The sequence below is a fragment of the Pseudomonas sp. dw_612 genome (genome assembly GCF_018449725.1).
Lineage (GTDB): Bacteria > Pseudomonadota > Gammaproteobacteria > Pseudomonadales > Pseudomonadaceae > Aquipseudomonas.
The window spans coordinates 144,334-163,081 of the sequence record NZ_JAAVVC010000011.1; the positions used below are offsets into that span (position 1 = coordinate 144,334).

Here is an 18,748-nt window from a genome sequence, read left to right on the forward strand (position 1 = left end):
ACTGTGAACACCGCACGCCACATGATCGTATGTCGGATATAACCCGCTGAATAACGAGTTTTATATCTGGCACCCATCGATAAATACGAATGGGCGAAGTGAAGAGTCGATTATTACGCTATTGAAAAACCAGCGAGGCCGGCACATCCACATCCCACAACACGCCGGGATCGTCCACCGCCACCTCGACCACCCGCGCCTGGGCGAACAACGGTTTGGCCCCGCGATCACCGGACAAACCCATCAGCCCCGGCCCAAAGCGCCGGCCAAAACCCACCGGATGACCGAACTCGCCCGCGTGCACCGGCACGCTGATGCAATCGTCCGCCATCGCCGCCGCCACTTGCTCGATACTCGACGGCAAAATGAACGGCATATCACCCAACACAATCAGCCAGCCACCGAGTTGCGAACACGCCGCCACACCCGCCGCAATACTGTCGCCCATGCCGGTGGATTCGATCAGTACGATTTCGTAACCGTAAGCCTGCGCCATGCGCATCACCTGGGGACGATCCTCGGTGGTCACCAGTACGCGTTGCTCAATGCTGGAAGGCAGATTCACCAACGTCTGTTCGATGACCGAACGCACGGCGCCGTCCCGACCGACGCAGTCGGCCAGCAACTTATCCTTTTCGGCCCCCGCTACCTGTCGAAACCGCCTGCCCTGCCCCGCCGCCAGCACGATGACACCGATGGGTTCGCTCATACGTCCTCCCGCAACGGCTTCTTCTGCTTCAGCTCGACGCCGTTCTTGATCGCCACAATCTCGGCCAGCAACGACAAGGCGATTTCCGCCGGGGTATGGCTGCCGATGTGCAGACCGATCGGGCCGTGCAGCCGCTCGATGGCCTGTTGGGATAAGCCTAGCTGAGCCAGGTTGTCCCGGCGTTTCTGGCTGTTGACTCGCGACCCCAGTGCGCCGACGTAAAACGCCTTGGAATCGAGGGCGGTGAGCAGCGCCATGTCGTCCAGGCGTGGATCGTGGGTCAGGGCGACGATGGCGGTGCGTTCGTCGGTCTGGATGTTCAGCACCGCCTCATCGGGCATGCCCGGCACGAAGCGACCGTGCTGTTCTTCCCAGCCATAGACAAACTCGGTGCGCGGGTCGCAGATCAGCACTTCGAAATCCAGCAGCCGCGCCATTTCCGCGACATAACGCGACAGTTGCCCGGCGCCGATCAGCAACAAGCGCCAGCGTGGGCCATAGATAGCGCGCAAGGTACTGCCGTCAAAACTCAGCACATCGCTCTTGTGCGCCGATTGCAAAACCACTTCACCGGTCGCGAGATCCAGCGAGCGCGCAACGATTTCATGGGCCTCGCAACGGCTCAGCAATTCAGCGACCCATGCCGGATCACTAACCCGCTCCTCGGTCAGGCGCAAGGTACCGCCGCACGGCAAACCGAATCGCGCCGCCTCCTCACGGGTGACGCCGTAGGTGATCAATTGCACCGGCGGCCCATCCGCCGGAATCCGGCCGTCGTGCAGCCGCGCAATCAGGTCGTCCTCGACACAACCGCCCGACACCGAGCCGATCACTACGCCATCCTCCCGCAACGCCAGCATGGCGCCAGGCGCCCGGGGCGCGGTGCCCCAGGTCTGGACCACGCTGTACAACACCACCCGCTGACCCGCGCGGCGCCAGTCGAGCACGCTGCGCAGGACGTTCAGATCGACGCTGTCCATCAGGCGTCAGCCTTCTGCCAGCCTTGTAACTGAAAGCGAACCGGCAGGTTGCGGATGCGCTTGCCGGTGGCGGCGAAGATCGCGTTGCACAGCGCCGGCGCAATCGGCGGTACGCCCGGCTCACCAACCCCACCCAACGGCACTTCGCCCGGTGGCGTGACCAGATGCACGGCGACCTCTTTCGGCGCCAGGGACATGCGCGCCACTTCGTACATGTGGAAGTTGTCCTGCTGGACCTTGCCGTCCTTGAAGCTGATTTCGCCGAGCACCGCGTTGCCCAGGCCCATCACACAGGCGCCTTCGAACTGCGAGCGAATCCGCTCGGGGTTGATCTGCGGACCGCAATCCACGGCAATGTCGGCCTTGTGCACGATCAAGGTGCCGTCGTCTTTGACTTCGACTTCGATCACCGCCGCCACATAGGTGACGAAGCTGTAATGCACCGCCAGCCCCAGGCCTCGACCCTTGGGCAGCGTGCGCCCCCACCCGGCGGCTTTGGCGGCGGTTTCCAGCACCGTGCGCATCCGCGCGGTGTCGATCGGATAACGCTCGGGAGACTCGCCGTAGTTCCACTCTTCACTCAAGGTGCGCGGATCGATCTGACGGTCCGGGCCGAGCAATTTGATCTGGTACTTCAGCGGATCCTGCTTGGCCTTGTGGGCCAATTCGTCAACGAACGTCTGAATCGCGAAGCCGTGGGGAATGTTCGATACCGAGCGATACCAGCCGACCCGGGTGTGAACCGTCGCTTCCGGGTTTTCCAGGCGCACATTGGGGATCGCGTACGCCATGTTGGTGAAGCCCATGCCCAACTCAAACGCCGCCTCGTGGTTCATGCCCGGGGCGAATAACGCGGTGATGCTCGGCGCCACGGTGCGGTGCAACCAGCCGGAGGGCAGGCCGTCCTTGTCGAGACTGGCTTTCAGGTATTCGGCGGACACGGTGTGGAAGTAGGAACAATGGATGTCGTCTTCACGGGTCCATTGCACCCGCACAGCCTTGCCGGGGAATTCTTTGGCGAGGATGGCCGCTTCGATGACGAAATCCGGCTTGGACTTACGCCCGAACCCACCGCCGAGCAATGTGACATTGAAGGTGACGTTATCGAACGGCAGGCCCAGGCGTTCGCCGATCCGCTCGCGGGTGACTTGCGGTGCCTGGCTCGGCGCCCAGGCTTCGCACACGCCGTCCTTGAACCGGGCGATGGCGACCATCGGTTCCATCGGTGCCTGGGCCAGGTGCGGTAAGTAATAGGACGCTTCAAGGGTGCTGCCGGCGCTGGCCAAGGCTTTGTCGATGTCGCCGGTATTGCGCACCACTTTGCCGGGTTTGAGCGCGGCGGCTTCCAGTTCCTTGCGGTAGGCGATCGAGTCGTAACTGGCATTGGGGCCGTCGTCCCACTCGATGCTGAGCGCTTCGCGGCCCTTGATCGCGGCCCAGGTGTTGCTCGCGACCACGGCCACGCCACCCAATGGCTGGAATTCGGACGGCAGCGGACGGCTTTCGATCTGCAAGACCTTGATCACGCCAGGGACTTTCATCGCCGCGCTGGCATCGAAGGATTTGACCTTGCCGCCATATACCGCAGGACGAGCGATGGTGGCGTAGAGCATGCCATCGAAATGCACATCGGCGCCGTACACCGCACGACCGTTAACGATGTCGGCACCGTCGATCGCGCGCACGCCTTCCTTGCCGATGTAGCGAAATTCTGACGGCTGCTTGAGCCGCAAACTGTCACGGACGGGTACCGCCAGCGCACCGGCCGCGGCGGCCAACTCGCCATAGCCGAGTTCGCGTTTGGTGGGTTGGTGAATCACTTTGTGCAACTGCGCGCGACATTCACCGACCGGCACTTTCCATTGCTCAGCCGCAGCCTGTTCCAGCATGGTCCGCGCGGCAGCACCACAGCGGCGCATCGGTTCGTACCAGTGCCGCATGCTGCGCGAACCGTCGGTGTCCTGGTTGCCGAAGCGCACTTCATCACCCGGCGCCTGTTGCACCTTGACCAGCGCCCAGTCGGCATCCAGTTCATCGGCCACCACCATGCTCAGACTGGTACGCACACCCTGGCCCATTTCCGAACGGTTGCAGACCACGGTCACCGTACCATCAGCGGCGATGCTGACGTAGACCTTCGGATCGTCGATCCAGCCATTGGGCATGCCATCGGCGCCGAATTTCTTCGGTTTGTCTTCGGCAAAAGCGTCCTGCCAACCCCAACTGGCGGCAAGCACCAACGCACTGGTGGCGCCGACGCCTTTGAGAAAGCCGCGACGACTGAGATTGCTCAGGTTGCTGAGGGCGAAATCATTCGGGAGCTGGCTCATGCCTTGGCCTCCTTCAGATGGGTGGAGGCCTGGCGGATGGCGGTCTTGATACGGTTGTAAGTGCCGCAGCGGCAAATATTGCCGACCATCGCCTCTTCAATCTGCTCATCGCTCGGGTTGGGATTGGTCTTGAGCAACGCGGTGGCGGACATGATCTGCCCGCCCTGGCAGAAACCGCATTGGGCCACGGCGGTGTCGAGCCAGGCTTGCTGGACGACTTGCCCGACCGGGTCGGCATGCAGGTTATCGATGGTGCTGACGTTCTGGCCGACTACCGATCCAATCGGCGTGATGCAACTGCGTGCCGGCAAACCGTCGATATGAATGGTGCAGGCGCCGCACAGGCCCATGCCGCAGCCGAATTTGGTGCCGTTGTAGCCGGCCACGTCGCGGATCGCCCAGAGCAGCGGCATATCCTCGGTGACGTCGAGCTGATGGTCTTGACCATTGAGTTTCAGGGTAATCATGGGCACGCCCGCATAGTGTTTCGGTTATGGGGTCGAGCAATCTGCCGCCAGGGGGGTTAGCGGAGGTTCACGCAGATCGGCTCAGGCTAATGGGCTCTCTTACGCGGACGGCAACGTCTGCGTCGGGCCTTTGGTGGAGCAAATGCTTGCATCGTTAGGTGGCTAAGTTAACCCAGCATTAACAAAAAAGCCCTGCACCATTGAAGTTGTGCAGGGCTTCGATATTCGCCTCTAAAGCGTAGCTTCAATAGCGATTGGGCTCCATTTCCAGCTCGACGCTGAATCGTTGCGAAATGTCTTTCTGGATGCGCTGCGCCAGATCCAACAATTGCAGGCCGGTCGCGCCGCCATAGTTGACCAGCACCAGCGCCTGTAATTTATGCACGCCGGCGTCAGCTTCGCGGAAACCTTTCCAGCCGGCCTTCTCGATCAGCCAGCCCGCCGCCAGTTTCATTTGCCCGTCCGGTTGCGCGTAGGCCACCAGGTCCGGGTATTCCAGCTTGAGCCGGGTCACCAGCGCCGCTGGCACCAACGGGTTCTTGAAGAAGCTGCCGGCATTGCCGAGTACGGCCGGGTCCGGGAGTTTTTCGTTGCGGATGCTGCAAATCGCCTGGCTGACATCGGTCGGCGTCGGCTGGTCGATGCCCTGCTCGGTCAGGCGCTGGCGCACCGGGCCGTATTCCAGATGCAGGTGCGCGGTGCGATTCAGAGTGAAGCGGACCCGCAGGATCAACCAACGCCCGGGATGCTGTTTGAACAGGCTGTCGCGGTAGGCGAAATTGCATTCTTGCAGGCTGAAATCCCGCAACTCGCCGGTCTGGCGATCCAGCGCGGTGAGGCCGGCGAACACGTCTTTGATCTCGACGCCGTAAGCACCGATGTTCTGCATCGGTGCCGCGCCAACGGTGCCGGGGATCAGGCTGAGGTTTTCCAACCCCGACAAACCCAGCGCCAAGGTATGTTGCACGAACGGATGCCAAGGCTCGCCGGCTTCGGCTTCGATCACCACCTGGCTGCCGTCATCGCTCAACACGCGAATGCCGCGCGTAGCCATGCGCAACACCAGCGCCTGGATATCAGCGGTCAGCAGCAAGTTGCTGCCGCCGCCGATCACTAACAGCGGCACGTTATGCGACACGGCATAGGCCAGCGCTTCACGCACCTCGGCATCGCTGTGAGCCTCGGCAAACAGTTGCGCCCGGACGTCCACGCCAAAACTGTTGAACGGTTTGAGGGAAACCCCGGTTTGTACCTGCAAACTCATAACCGTCCCTTCAACTCGATCACCAGCAAATCACTGGCGCGTTCGATCAAATCCAGCACTTGCTCAAAGCCTTGGTCACCGTCGTAGTACGGATCCGGCACTTCGTCGATTTCCGATGGGTAACGACGCAGGAACAAGTCCAGCTCAGCCTTGCCCTCGGCCGGTTGCAAGGCCTTGAGATTGCGCAGGTTGCTGTTGTCCATCGCCAGGATCAGGTCGTACGTGGCGAAATCTGCACGGCTGACTTGCTGGGCACGCTGGGTCGACAGGTCATAACCGCGCAACCTTGCCGCAGCCTGACTGCGCTTGTCCGGGGCCTTGCCGACGTGCCAGTCACCGGTGCCGGCGGAGGCCACTTCGACTTGATCGGCCAGCCCGGCCTCACGCAATTTATGCCGCAACACGCCTTCGGCCGTGGGCGAACGGCAGATGTTGCCCAGGCAGACGAACAGAACCCGCATCAGGCCTCCAGCAGGCGACGAACGCGCTCGAGGTCTTCAACCGTATCAACACCGGTCGGCGGTGCGATCAGCGCATCGGCGACGTGAATCCGCACGCCGTGCCACAGGGCGCGCAGTTGTTCCAGGGATTCGGTGTTTTCCAGCCAGCACGGGCCCCAGCTGACGAAGTCATGCAGGAATCCGGCGCGGTAGGCATAGATGCCGATGTGGCGGCGATACGGCACGCCTTCCGGCATCTGCTCGCGGCTTTTGGCGAAGGCATCTCGCGCCCACGGCAACGTGGCGCGGCTGAAGGTCAGCGCCAGGCCATTGAGGTCGCTGACGACCTTGACCACATTGGGATTGAACAGGGTTTCCACGTCCTCGATCGGCTCGGCCAACGTGGCCATGCGCGCTTCGGTGTGGGCAGCCAGGTTGGCGGCGACCTGATCGATCACGCTAGGCGGGATCAGCGGCTCGTCGCCCTGGACGTTGACCACGATGGCGTCCGGCGCCAAGCCGAGTTTCGCGGCGACTTCGGCCAGGCGATCGGTGCCGGAGTTGTGGTCTTCGCGAGTCAGCACCACTTCGGCGCCAAACCCTTTGCAGGCCTCGACGATGCGCGCATCGTCCGTGGCGACCACCACGCGCTGGGCGCTGCTTTTGCTCGCCTGTTCCCAGACGTGCTGGATCATCGGCTTGCCGGCGATCAGCAGCAACGGTTTGCCCGGCAGGCGGGTGGAGGCGTAACGCGAGGGAATGACAACGGTAAAGGCTGTGGTCATTTATCCAGGCGCTCGTCGGTGGTCAGGGTGCGGGCTTCGGTTTCGAGCATCACCGGGATGCCGTCGCGAATCGGGTATGCCAGACCGGCGCCCTTGCTGATCAGCTCGGTCTTGTCGGCACTGAGCTTGAGCGGGCCTTTGCAGACCGGGCAAGCGAGGATATCGAGCAATTTGGTGTCCATGAGCATTCCCTGGATAAAAACGGTTTTAAGGCAAAAGACGATTCGGCAACAGACGCATCAGCTGCGTATCAAACCAGGCCACGAAGGCCGGCGACGGCACAGCATCGACCGCAAGGTACCACCAGTCGGCGGCGGCAAAGGCACGGCACTTCACCGCATCCTTTTCGGTCATCACCAACGGCAATGACGGGGTGAAATTCAAGGCCTGCACGCTGTATTCGGCGTGGTCGGCAAACCCATGGGGGATTGGCTGCCAGTGTAGCGTTTCGAGGGTTTTGAAGAAACGCTGGGGATTGCCGATCCCGGCCACGGCGTGCAGTGCCTGGTCTGGGGGAAAATGGTCGAGCGGTCGGCGTTCGCCGCTTTTCAGATTGATCAGTGCGGTGGGTTGCAGTTGAAAGGCAAAACCATCGTCGCGGTCATGCACGGCGCCGTTATAGAGCACCGCATCAACACTTTGCAGACGCTCGATCGGTTCACGCAACGGCCCGGCGGGCAGGCAACGCTTGTTGCCCAAGCCACGGGCGGCGTCGATCAGCACCAACTCCAGGTCCCGGGCCAATCGATAGTGCTGCATGCCATCGTCGGACAGGATCAGGTCCAGCGGTTCACTGGCCAGCAACGCTTTGACCGCGCTGCTGCGCTCCGGGTCGATCATCAATGGCACGCCGGTGCGCTGGACGATCAGCAACGGCTCGTCGCCCGCGATGTCGGCACCTTGATCGGCCTCGACTCGCCACGGCAACTGCGGCGGTTTGGCGCCGTAACCCCGGCTGACCACGCCCACCCGCAAACCGCTGCGCTGGCAGTGCTGAATCATCCACAGGATCAGCGGCGTCTTGCCGGTGCCACCCACGGTGATGTTACCGACCACGATCAACGGCACCGGCGGCTGATAGATCTCGCCCTCACCCGCCAGGAAGCGCTGGCGCTTGCCGGTGACCACCCGCCGATACAGCCACTCCAGCGGCTGCAACAGCTTCAGGGCCGGATGACCGGCATACCACGCGGCGAGCAATCGATCAGACATGGCCATCAGGGAGCGGTCGGCGCCGCCTCGACGGTGGTCATGCGCAGATGGCTGAAACCGAGCTTGCCGGCGGCGTCCATGGCGGTGATGACGGACTGATGCTGAGTCTTGCCGTCGGCGCTGATGGACAGCGGCAAGCTGGTGTCGCCGTTGGATTCTTTCTGCAAGGCGTCCATCAGGCTGGTCAGGTCATTCTTTGGCAACAACTGATTGTTGACCGAAAACACACCCTCGGCGCTGATGGCAACGTCCAGTTGCTTGACCTGCTGATCTTCCGCCGGCGAACCGCTGACCGCTTCCGGCAGCTCGACGCGCAATTGGGTTTCCCGGGTAAACGTGGTGGTCACCACGAAAAAAAGCAGCAGGACAAACACCACGTCGATCAGCGACACGAGATTGATGTCCACGTTCTCCCGTTGCTTGCGGCGGAATTTCACGCTTTTTTGCCCTCGGACAGGTCCACGTCACGGTCACCCTGCACCACCTCGACCAGTTTGATCGCTTCCTGCTCCATCCCCACCACCAGCTCGTCGATGCGCCGTTGCAGGAACCGGTGGAAGAAGACCGACGGGATACCGACGATCAGGCCCGAAGCCGTGGTGATCAAGGCTTTGGAAATACCACCGGCCAGCACAGCGGCGTTGGTGGTCATGCCCGTGCCCATGAACGAACTGAAGATATCGATCATGCCCAACACCGTGCCGAGCAACCCGAGCAACGGGGCCATGGCAGCAATGGTGCCCAGAGCGTTGATGTAGCGCTCCAGTTCATGGATGACCCGGGCGGCGGCCTCTTCGATGCACTCCTTCATGATCTCGCGACCATGCTTGGAGTTGGCCAGGCCTGCCGCCAGGATTTCGCCCAGCGGCGAGTTGGCGCGCAGTTCCTTGAGTTTTTCTTTATTCAGCTGTTTGTCTTTGATCCAGACCCAGACCTGCCCGAGCAAATGCTCCGGGGTCACACGGCTGGCACGCAGGGTCCATAGACGTTCGGCAACGATCGCCATGGCCGCGATGGAACTCAGAATGATCGGCAGCATCATCCAGCCGCCGGATTTGACCAATTCCCACACAGTGACAGTCCCCTCGAAAAAGTGCGCCACTCTAACATAGGGGGTCGGCGCACCGAAGACCGTGATGTCGCATCCCGTCCGGCTGTAATAACTCATGGTTATTGATTCTCCGACGGTGGATCGCGCCAGAAGCGCCGTTCTTGACGCATTGTTTGCGGTGACTTGAAGCTGCCCAGTTGCAGACGGACGGCACCGTGCTCGGCGCTGTCATAGATTCGCAGGCCCCGTTTTCGATAGCGCGCCATGACCGTGGGATGGGGATGACCGAAGGAATTGCCGTGGCCACGGGAGATCAGCACGGCTTTGGGTTGCAGCGTGGTGAGCAGCGCCATGGACGACGAACTGCGACTGCCGTGGTGCGGTGACTGCAACCAATCGGTGGGCACAGCCAATGGACTGTCCAGTAGCGCGCGTTCGGCGTGGGTGTCTATATCACCGGTCAAAAGCAGGCGCTCGCCATTGGCTTCGATCAGCAGGACGCAGGACTTTTGATTGCTTTCGCTGGCCGATGACCATTGCCAGAGCTGGAATGTCACGCCATCCCAGGTCCATTGCCGTCCGCTTTCGCAGCCCTCGGCTTGCAACTCGACAGGAAGCGCCATCGGATCGCCACTGAGCACCCGCGACACCGGCACGCCTTTGACAACGGCCCGAGCACCGCCGGCATGGTCGGCGTCGGCATGACTGAGCAGCATCAGGTCGAGTTGATCTACCCCAAGTTTGCGCAATGCCGGCAGCACCACCCGTTCACCCAGGTCGAAATCACCGAAGCGCGGCCCGGCGTCATACAGCAGCGTGTGCTGGCGCGTGCGCACCAGGATCGCCAATCCCTGGCCGACATCCAGTTGCCAGATATCGACCCGGCCGTCGGGCACCTCGTCGCGGGGTGGAAACACCAGCAGCAGCAACATCGGCCAACCCAATGGGCGCAGCGGCACGCCTCGGGGCATTAATAGAAGAACAGCACCGAATGCACCGATGGCCCCGATCCATACCGGCACTGCCACGGGCACCCACGCGGGCACTTGATTCGCCATTAATGCCAGGCCCTTGAACAGCAGGTCGATCAGACCACCGGCCAACCACAGCAACCCTTCCCCCACGAAAGGTACCGGTAACAGCAAAGTCCCGAGCAAGGCTGGCGGCAGCACCACCAGGCTGATCCACGGCACCGCCAGCAGATTGACCAACGGGCCGCTGACACTGATGGGCAAACCCAGCATCAACAGCAGCGGACATAGACCAATTGCGATCAGCCATTGGGCGCGGGTCCAGGTTTGCCACCAGCGCCAGGGGCCCAATCGACCACCGAAGGTGAAGATCAACACCGCCACCGCCGTAAAGGACAACCAGAAACCCGGTTGCAAACTGGCGAGCGGGTCCAACAGCAAGACGCCATCAAGCGCCAGCAATAGCGGCCACCACGCACCAAGATGACGAAAGCGCAGCCGCCACAACAACACCAGGCCGATCATCACGCAAGCCCGGCGCACCGGCACTTCGAAACCGGCCAGCAGCCCATAACCAAGCGCTGCCGCGAACGCCAGGCCGCACGCCCACGGTAACCAGGGCCAACGCACCGGCCACAGGCCATAGCGGGCGAGCCCGGCGATCAGTAAATACACCACGCCCGCGAGCAAACCGATGTGCTGCCCGGAAATCACCAGCAGGTGCACGGTGCCGGTGGCTTGCAGCACCTGCCAGTCCTCGCGGCTCAACCCGGCGCCATCGCCTAGCACTAACGCCGCCAGCGCTCCGGCTCGTCCCTGAGCGTCAACACTGAGCAAACGCTGGCGAATGCCGTCGCGCCAGGCCCAGCGGGCCGCTGACAGTCGCTGGCCGTCCTTGACCGTGCCAGTGGCGCCGATGCCCTGGGCGAGCAGCCAGGCGTCGTAATCAAAGGCATGGGGATTGAGCAACCCGGTCGGGCGCTTCAACTTCACCGCCAGACGCCAGCGCTCGCCGCTGTTGACCGGAGGCCCGTCGTACCAGGCCAGGCGCATCAGCGGCGGCACAGCTCCGTGGCGTGAACGCGCGTCCGCCAGTTCGAAACGCACCACCGCTTCATTGTTTTGTGGCAATCCGGTTATTCGACCTTCGACCCAGCGCGTTTCGCCGTCCAGTCTCGCCGGCAGCCGATCATCCAGCGCCGACTGCGCCTGCCCGCACGCCCAACTGAAGCCGAACAGAAAAAACGCCAGCGGATATGTGCGAAACGGCAGCAGCATCAAACCCACCACCGGCAGCAACAGCCATAACCCGACCGGCGGTAAACCCGGTAAAAAACGCAGCGCCAACAACCCGAGCGCCAGCGCCACCATCCCTGTGCGCATAAGCCCGTCCTTGAGAGTTCCCTCACTAGGCATAGACGGCGCGGCGCACGAGCGTGGATATCAATTGTCACAAAGTCTGAATGGGCCACACATAGAATCCAGACATACTTGCCGCCTGAACCGACCGAGAAGCCTTATGCCCCGGCGCTTATTCAAACGCTACATGCCAGACCCGACCAGCATCAGGGAACACAAATCCTTACGCTTTCTCGGCACGCTGTTGCATGACCCGAACCTTTGGCACCTCAACCGCCATTCAGTGGCCCGGGCGATGGCCGTCGGTCTGTTCGCGGCGTTTCTGCCGATCCCGCTGCAAATGCTGCTCGCTGCCGTCCTCTCGATTATGGTTCGCGGCAACATGCCGATCGCAGTGAGCCTGGTCTGGCTGACCAACCCTATCACCATGCCCGCCGTGTTTTTCTGTACTTATCAGACAGGCGCCTGGCTGATGAGCGTGCCCGCCCGGCATCTGCCGGATGAACTCACTTGGGAGTGGATCAGCGGGCAACTCTCGACCTTGTGGCAACCGTTTTTGCTGGGTTCGGTGGTGGTTGGATTGGTGCTGGGGGCGCTGGGCTATTGCCTGACCATGATGTATTGGCGTTGGTGGGTGGGGCGGCAATGGGCGCGGCGCAAGAAAAACCGGATGTAGGAATGCAAAACGGCCTCCATTTTTGGAGGCCGTTTTATTTTGTGGTGTCTGGTCTGGCGCCTTCGCGAGCAAGCCCGCTCCCACATTGGTTTTGTGTGGTTCACAGATCCAGTGTGGGAGCGGGCTTGCTCGCGAAGCAGACGACGCGGTCTTGAATCAGGTCCGCATCCCGCGCCCACTCACCAGCAACCGCGCACAACCGATGTACAACGCCACGGTCGCGACCAGCATGAAGGTGATCGCCACGCTGATCTTGATGTCCGAAACGCCGAGGATGCCGTAACGGAACGCATTGACCATGTGCAGCACCGGGTTAGCCAGAGACACGGTCTGCCAGAACGGTGGCAACAGGGAAATCGAGTAAAACACTCCGCCCAGGTAGGTCAGCGGTGTCAGCACAAACGTCGGGATGATCGAGATGTCATCGAAGTTGCGCGCAAATACGGCGTTGATGAAGCCTAGCAGCGAGAAGATCGTCGCGGTCAGCACCACCACCAGAATGGTCACGCCCAGATGATGCACCTGCAAATCGGTGAAGAACAGCGACAGGATCGTCACGATGACCCCGACCATCAACCCGCGCAGCACACCGCCCAGAGTGTAGCCGATCAGAATCGTATGCGGCGAAACCGGTGAGACCATCAATTCCTCGATGGAACGCTGGAACTTGCTGCCGAAGAAACTCGACACCACGTTGCCGTAGGAGTTGGTGATCACCGACATCATGATCAGCCCCGGCACGATGTACTCCATATAAGTGAAGCCACCCATGCCACCGATCTGCTTGCCGATCAGATTACCGAAGATCACGAAGTACAGAACCATGGTGATGGCCGGCGGCAGCAGGGTTTGCGGCCAGATCCGGGTAAAGCGCTTCACCTCACGGTAAACGATGGTATTGAGGGCGACGAGGTTGGGTTGCAGCTCGGAACTCATACCGCCACCTTCGACAGATTTTTCTCCACCAGGGACACGAACAACTCCTCGAGGCGATTGGTTTTGTTACGCAGGCTCAGCACTTCGATGTTCTGCTGCGCCAACTGAGTAAACAGCGCGGTGATGCCCATGGCCTTGTCCACCTGGACTTCCAGGGTATGCCCATCGAGCAGCCGAGTCGGGTAACCGAGCAACTGCGGCACCACGGTGAGCGTGTTCTTGGTGTCGAGCAGGAAGGTTTCCACATGCAGTTGGCTGAGCAACTGCTTCATGCTGGTGTTCTCGACAATGGTGCCGTGGTCGATGATGCCGATGTTGCGGCACAACTGTTCAGCCTCTTCCAGATAGTGGGTGGTGAGGATGATGGTGATGCCTTTCTGATTCAGCTCGGTGAGGAACGCCCACATCGAGCGACGCAGCTCGATGTCGACGCCCGCCGTCGGTTCGTCGAGGATCAGCAGGCGCGGTTCGTGCACCAGAGCGCGGGCGATCATCAGGCGACGCTTCATGCCGCCGGACAACGAACGCGAAGGCACATCGCGTTTGTCCCACAGGCCCAGTTGCGTCAGGTACTGCTCGGCGCGTTCCTTGGCGATTTTCGGCGGGATGCCGTAATAACCGGCCTGGGTCACGACGATGTCGAAGGTCTTTTCGAACTGGTTGAAGTTGAATTCCTGCGGCACCACACCGATGGAGCGCTTGAGCTGCGCAGGATTCTTGTCCAGGTCGTGACCGAAGATATTCACCGTGCCCGTGGTCTTGTTCACCAGGGTCGAGAGAATGCCGATGGTCGTGGATTTGCCGGCGCCGTTCGGGCCGAGCAAGGCGAAAAAGTCACCTTCGGCGACGTCCAGATCGATACCACTCAAGGCCTGGAAACCGTTGCCGTAGGTTTTGGTTAGCTGCCGGATGGACAGAGCGGAACTCATATCGGATTACGCACCAAGAAGGAAGGAAAGAGATAGATAAGGGCGGGCGGCGATCAATACAACCACGGCGCATGAACGCGATGGTGCTTGTCGCCGCCACACAAGTACAGTCAAGTGTGTCGATAGTGAGTATTAAGTCAACGCGGTCATGACCGCTTTTTGATACGCCGGACGCTGTTTCAGGCGCGCATACCAGGCTTCCAGATGCGGCTGCGGCGCGCGCTCGATCGGCATCTCGAACCAGGCATAAATGAAACTGCCGAGGGGAATGTCGCCCATGCCGATTTCATCGCCGGACAGGTACGGTTTCAATGCCAGCGCCTGATCGGCCAGCGACAGCAGACCGTCACATTCCTTGATCGCGGCGTGGATGGCGGCCCAGTCCTGCTGCTCTTTCGGGGTGCGCAACACGCCCCAGAACACGGTGCGGAACGGGCCGGCAAAACTTGAGGTGGTCCAGTCCATCCATTTATCGGCGGTGGCACGTGCCTTCAGGTCTTCCGGAAACCAGGCGGTGTTGCCAGCATGGCGAGCCAGCAGATAACGCACGATGGCATTGGATTCCCACAGCACAAAATCGTCGTCCTGGATCACCGGCACACGGCCATTGGGATTCATCGCACGGTACTCAGGCGTGTCCACCACACCGAAGGCGCCGCCGGCATCGATGGCTTCATAGGCCAGGCCAAGCTCCTCGGCGGCCCACAATGGTTTCCTGACATTCGATGAGTTTTTCCGACCCCAGATCTTCAGCATGACCGCCTCTTTATGGATGAATGCGCAGGCAGCATACGCCGGATCAGGCGCGACTCAAATCACTCTGCATGTCCCCCAACAGGACCGGCAGTTGCTCGCCGAACAGATGCGGGTAGCACTTTTCCAGGTGCTCGAAAAAGAACGCTTCCGGCACGTCGGGAAACTGGCCGTGGTCCACCAGGTATTCCATCAGCGGCGCGCCGTCGCGGTTGAAGGGATGGAAAATACTGTCGTTGACACCGTCGAATTCCAGCGGCGCGACATTGAACAACTCGCACAAACCTTGATTGAACGCCGGAGTGGCTTTGACCCAGCGCTCGTTCAGGTACAGCTCGGTATAACCGTGCATGGCGAACACGTCGCTCTTGAGCAGTTCGAGCAGGCGCGGGGTCGACAGGTGATTGCGCACGTCCGCCAGGCCAATGCGCGCCGGGATCCCGCAATGCCGGGCGCACGCGGCCAGCAACGTGGCCTTGGGCACGCAATAACTTTCGCCGGCCGCCAGTGCGTAACTGCCGCGCAAGGTGTCTGGGTCGCGGCTGAAGGTATAAGGGTTGTAACGCACGGCCTCGCGCACGGCGTAATAGAGAGTGATCGCCTGCTCGAGCGGATCGCGACTGACACCGCGATGTTTTTCGGCGAACTCCACCACCGCAGGGTGGTCACTATCGATGAAGCGGCCGGGACTCAGATACTCGTGCATGAGGGCGATCTCCTGGGGGGAACCTCGAGTCTAACGACACCTTCAGCACAGAGATAACGACGATTCGGCCAAACATGGGCGCTTTGCCGCTCACCTGGCGAACGATTTCCGAGGCCTGATGCCAACAGGTCTTACAAAACCCATCCAAGGTTTCCCACGATTTCAATCACATTGTTCTGACCACCCGATTTTGCGGATGCCGTCTAAGCTCTGAAAGTTGGTTTTGCCCTGGTTTCACGGAGGATTAAATATGCTGTTGTTGTGGATACTGGTTCTGATCGTCGGCATTGCTTATTTGGCCCACCGCCGCATCGCACCGCTGCCGGCCTTGAGCATCGTGGCTGTCTATGTGGTGGCGATGGGCGCGTTCAGCCACGCACCGGGCTGGTTGCTACTGATTCTCTGGGTGCTGATCGCCGTAGTCGCCGCACCATTATTGCTGCCCGACCTGCGCCGCAAATACTTCAGTGCGCCGCTGTTCAGTTGGTTCCAGAAAACCCTGCCGCCGATGTCGCAAACCGAACGCGACGCGATCGATGCCGGCACGGTCTGGTGGGACGGCGAACTGTTCAGCGGTCGCCCGGACTGGGACAAGCTGCTGTCCTACCCAAAAGCGCAATTGAGCGAAGAGGAACAGGCCTTTATCGACGGCCCGACCGAAGAACTTTGCGCAATGGTCAGCGACTGGCAGATCGGCCAGGACATGGACCTGCCTCCGGAAGCCTGGGCCCACATCAAGGAAAACGGCTTCTTCGCCCTGATTATCCCCAAGGAATTCGGTGGCAAAGGCTTCTCCGCCTACGCCCACTCCCAGGTCGCGATGAAACTGGCGACCCGCAGCGGCGACCTCGCGTCCACCGTGATGGTCCCCAATTCCCTCGGCCCCGCCGAATTGCTGCTGCATTACGGCACCGACGAACAACGCAACCATTACCTGCCACGGTTGGCCCGCGGCGATGACATCCCGTGCTTCGCATTGACCGGGCCACTGGCCGGATCCGACGCCGGCGCGATGCCCGACACCGGTGTGATCTGCAAAGGCGAATGGGAAGGCCAGGAAACCTTGGGGCTGCGCCTGAACTGGGAAAAACGCTACATCACCCTGGGCCCGGTGGCCACCCTGCTCGGCCTGGCCTTCAAGGCTTACGACCCGGACCATTTGCTGGGTGACAAGGAAGACTTGGGCATCAGCCTGGCGCTGATCCCGACCGACACCGCCGGTGTTGAAATTGGCCGCCGTCACCTGCCCCTTGGCGCCGCGTTCATGAACGGCCCGAACTCTGGCAAAGACGTATTCATTCCCCTCGACTTCCTGATTGGCGGTCAGGAAATGCTCGGCAAGGGCTGGATGATGCTGATGAACTGCCTGTCGGTGGGACGTTCGATTTCCCTGCCTGCGGTGGGTACCGGCGCGGCGAAGTTCACCAGCCTGGTGACCGGCCAATACGCTCAGGTACGCGAGCAGTTCAACGTGCCGCTGTCGGCATTCGAAGGGATTCAGGAAGCCATGGCGCGCATCGGCGGTAACGCCTGGATGATGGACGCCGCGCGCATGCTGACCGCCAACGCGGTGGACCTGGGCGAAAAACCGTCAGTGCTGTCGGCGATTCTCAAATACCACCTGACCGAACGCGGCCGCGAGTGCATCAGCCACGCCATGGATGTGCATGGCGGCAAGGCAATCATCATGGGGCCGAACAACTATCTGGGCCGTAGCTGGAATGGCGCGCCGATTTTCATCACTGTGGAAGGCGCGAACATTCTCTCGCGCAACCTGATGATCTTCGGCCAGGGCGCGATCCGCTGCCATCCGTTCGTGCTCAAGGAAATGGCCCTTGCCGGCCGTGAAGACAAGGATCAGGCACTGACCGAGTTCGATGGCCTGCTGCTCAAGCACATCGGTTTTGCCGTAAGCAACGCCGCCAGCACGCTGGTGCTGAACCTCGGTTTCGGGCACTTCGAACACGCGCCGGGCAACAAGCTCAGCCAGGGTTACTTCCGTGCGCTCAACCGCCAGGCCGCCGCCTTCGCCATGCTCGCCGACTTGAGCATGATGTTGCTGGGCGGTGAATTGAAACGCCGTGAACGCCTGTCGGCCCGCCTGGGGGATGTGCTCAGCAACATGTACCTGGCGTCCGCCGCGCTCAAGCGTTATCACGACCTCGATTCGCCGGAGCACATGGCGCCGCTGTTTATCTGGGCCATGGAAGAAAGCCTGGGCCAGTCGGAACGCGCACTGGACGAACTGCTGAGCAACTTCCCGAACAAGGTATTGGGTTGTCTGCTGCGGGTGATCGTGTTCCCGTTCGGTCGTCGCCACAAAGGCCCGTCGGACAAACTCGGTGCCGAAGTGGCGGCGGTGATCGGCCGGGCCAAGGGCGATCCGACCCTCGAAGAGTTGCTCGGCGGTTGCTACCGCCCACAATCGGCCGACGATGCTGTCGGCGCCCTGCAACATGCCTGCAACCTGCTGAACGCGGCGCAACCGTTGCAGAAAAAACTGCACGTGGCGCTTAAGAGCGGTCAGGTGAAACCGGCCGCCGGGGAGCACGCCATCGATGCAGCACTGGAAGCCGGGGTCTTGCAACCGGGTGAGGCGCAATCCCTGCGCGACGCCGAAGTGGCGCGGCGCAAGGTGATCGATGTCGATGACTTCGACAAAGATGAACTTGCGCTGGCCGACGGAAAGGTCCGCTGATCCTGTAAATATGGGCGTGGGAGCTTTATACTCCCGCGCCCGTTTTGCTCTTGAGGACTTATCTCGTGTCCAATGTCGTTGCCGATCATCTCGTCTTGCTTGACCACTTGCGCAGCATCCTGGTCGCCGTGGGTGAGGCCGAACAGGTTCCCGAAGAAAGCCATGCCTTGTTCCTGGAGCGCTTTGACGAATTGCGTGCGTTGCTGCCGGTCGATCCGATCGAAAGCCAGTACCTGGGCCAGGACATTCTCTGCCAGGTCATCACCCGCTACCCGCAAATCGCCCACCTGGTACCGCGCGATTTGCTGTGGTATTTCGCCGGTGACTGCCTGCACTACATGCCCGATGATGAAATCGATTTGTACCAGGCGTTGGAAGAGCGTCGTTTCGAAGCTGAACAGAACGACGAACCGTTCGACTGGAACCAGGAAAAGCAACTGCTGGCGATGTCGCAGGACGACAGCAAGCACTGATCCTGGATC

Annotated in this window: 19 protein-coding genes; 3 read left to right on the forward strand and 16 right to left on the reverse strand. The window is 61.2% G+C overall.

Annotated elements, in window-relative coordinates; translation table 11 throughout:
* Window positions 1-118: 118 nt before the first annotated feature.
* From HB680_RS18280 to HB680_RS18335, 12 genes are all read right to left on the reverse strand, one after another.
* The gene (locus HB680_RS18280; RefSeq protein ID WP_213939973.1) at window positions 119-709 is read right to left on the reverse strand and encodes a nucleotidyltransferase family protein; all 591 of its coding nucleotides are present in this window, start codon (window positions 707-709) and stop codon (window positions 119-121) included.
* Complete coding sequence (locus tag HB680_RS18285) at window positions 706-1,689, reverse strand: XdhC family protein (protein WP_213939974.1); 984 nt, start codon at window positions 1,687-1,689, stop codon at window positions 706-708. The genes HB680_RS18280 and HB680_RS18285 overlap by 4 nt, the downstream gene beginning before the upstream one ends.
* A complete protein-coding gene (locus HB680_RS18290) occupies window positions 1,689-4,019 on the reverse strand; it encodes a xanthine dehydrogenase family protein molybdopterin-binding subunit (RefSeq protein WP_213939975.1) in 2,331 nt (776 codons plus the stop codon). Before HB680_RS18290 ends, HB680_RS18285 begins: the two co-directional genes overlap by 1 nt.
* Entirely contained in the window at window positions 4,016-4,486 is a 471-nt protein-coding gene (locus HB680_RS18295; protein ID WP_201191530.1) for a (2Fe-2S)-binding protein, read from the reverse strand. Before HB680_RS18295 ends, HB680_RS18290 begins: the two co-directional genes overlap by 4 nt.
* A 244-nt stretch (window positions 4,487-4,730) precedes the next feature.
* On the reverse strand, window positions 4,731-5,750 hold the full coding sequence (murB, locus tag HB680_RS18300) for a UDP-N-acetylmuramate dehydrogenase (protein WP_213939976.1): 1,020 nt from the start codon (window positions 5,748-5,750) through the stop codon (window positions 4,731-4,733).
* Window positions 5,747-6,211, reverse strand: coding sequence for a low molecular weight protein-tyrosine-phosphatase (locus HB680_RS18305; RefSeq protein WP_213939977.1), 465 nt, complete (start codon window positions 6,209-6,211; stop codon window positions 5,747-5,749). Before HB680_RS18305 ends, murB begins: the two co-directional genes overlap by 4 nt.
* Entirely contained in the window at window positions 6,211-6,975 is a 765-nt protein-coding gene (kdsB, locus tag HB680_RS18310) for a 3-deoxy-manno-octulosonate cytidylyltransferase (RefSeq protein ID WP_213939978.1), read from the reverse strand. Before kdsB ends, HB680_RS18305 begins: the two co-directional genes overlap by 1 nt.
* Window positions 6,972-7,157 carry a Trm112 family protein gene (locus HB680_RS18315; protein WP_007945752.1) on the reverse strand — a complete coding sequence of 62 codons (186 nt, stop codon included), beginning with the start codon at window positions 7,155-7,157 and terminating at the stop codon, window positions 6,972-6,974. Before HB680_RS18315 ends, kdsB begins: the two co-directional genes overlap by 4 nt.
* A gap of 25 nt (window positions 7,158-7,182) precedes the next feature.
* On the reverse strand, window positions 7,183-8,193 hold the full coding sequence (gene lpxK, locus HB680_RS18320) for a tetraacyldisaccharide 4'-kinase (RefSeq protein ID WP_213939979.1): 1,011 nt from the start codon (window positions 8,191-8,193) through the stop codon (window positions 7,183-7,185).
* Window positions 8,193-8,624 carry a biopolymer transporter ExbD gene (locus HB680_RS18325; protein WP_213939980.1) on the reverse strand — a complete coding sequence of 144 codons (432 nt, stop codon included), beginning with the start codon at window positions 8,622-8,624 and terminating at the stop codon, window positions 8,193-8,195. Before HB680_RS18325 ends, lpxK begins: the two co-directional genes overlap by 1 nt.
* Window positions 8,621-9,259, reverse strand: coding sequence for a MotA/TolQ/ExbB proton channel family protein (locus tag HB680_RS18330; RefSeq protein WP_185058243.1), 639 nt, complete (start codon window positions 9,257-9,259; stop codon window positions 8,621-8,623). Before HB680_RS18330 ends, HB680_RS18325 begins: the two co-directional genes overlap by 4 nt.
* A 98-nt stretch (window positions 9,260-9,357) precedes the next feature.
* Window positions 9,358-11,592 (reverse strand): DNA internalization-related competence protein ComEC/Rec2, encoded by a 2,235-nt coding sequence (locus tag HB680_RS18335; protein ID WP_213939981.1) that lies wholly within the window; start codon window positions 11,590-11,592, stop codon window positions 9,358-9,360.
* A 136-nt stretch (window positions 11,593-11,728) separates the two neighbouring features.
* Between HB680_RS18335 and HB680_RS18340 the strand changes: the two genes are divergently transcribed.
* Window positions 11,729-12,244: a DUF2062 domain-containing protein gene (locus HB680_RS18340; protein ID WP_213939982.1), complete on the forward strand. Its 516-nt coding sequence runs from the start codon at window positions 11,729-11,731 to the stop codon at window positions 12,242-12,244.
* Window positions 12,245-12,400: 156 nt separating this feature from the next.
* On the opposite strand, the gene HB680_RS18345 is transcribed toward HB680_RS18340, so the two are convergent.
* The 4 genes from HB680_RS18345 to HB680_RS18360 form a co-directional block, all read right to left on the reverse strand.
* Window positions 12,401-13,180 (reverse strand): ABC transporter permease, encoded by a 780-nt coding sequence (locus HB680_RS18345; protein ID WP_054051736.1) that lies wholly within the window; start codon window positions 13,178-13,180, stop codon window positions 12,401-12,403.
* A complete protein-coding gene (locus HB680_RS18350; protein ID WP_213939983.1) occupies window positions 13,177-14,109 on the reverse strand; it encodes an ABC transporter ATP-binding protein in 933 nt (310 codons plus the stop codon). The genes HB680_RS18345 and HB680_RS18350 overlap by 4 nt, the downstream gene beginning before the upstream one ends.
* 132 nt (window positions 14,110-14,241) lie before the next feature.
* On the reverse strand, window positions 14,242-14,865 hold the full coding sequence (locus HB680_RS18355) for a glutathione S-transferase (protein ID WP_213939984.1): 624 nt from the start codon (window positions 14,863-14,865) through the stop codon (window positions 14,242-14,244).
* A gap of 43 nt (window positions 14,866-14,908) precedes the next feature.
* Window positions 14,909-15,568 carry a transglutaminase family protein gene (locus tag HB680_RS18360; RefSeq protein WP_213939985.1) on the reverse strand — a complete coding sequence of 220 codons (660 nt, stop codon included), beginning with the start codon at window positions 15,566-15,568 and terminating at the stop codon, window positions 14,909-14,911.
* A gap of 250 nt (window positions 15,569-15,818) precedes the next feature.
* Here HB680_RS18360 and HB680_RS18365 point away from each other — a divergent pair, with 250 nt between their 5' ends.
* Together HB680_RS18365 and HB680_RS18370 are read left to right on the forward strand one after the other, a co-directional pair.
* On the forward strand, window positions 15,819-18,266 hold the full coding sequence (locus tag HB680_RS18365; protein WP_213939986.1) for an acyl-CoA dehydrogenase: 2,448 nt from the start codon (window positions 15,819-15,821) through the stop codon (window positions 18,264-18,266).
* Between the two features lie 65 nt (window positions 18,267-18,331).
* Window positions 18,332-18,739 carry a PA2817 family protein gene (locus HB680_RS18370; protein WP_054051726.1) on the forward strand — a complete coding sequence of 136 codons (408 nt, stop codon included), beginning with the start codon at window positions 18,332-18,334 and terminating at the stop codon, window positions 18,737-18,739.
* The last annotated feature ends 9 nt before the right edge of the window (window positions 18,740-18,748 follow it).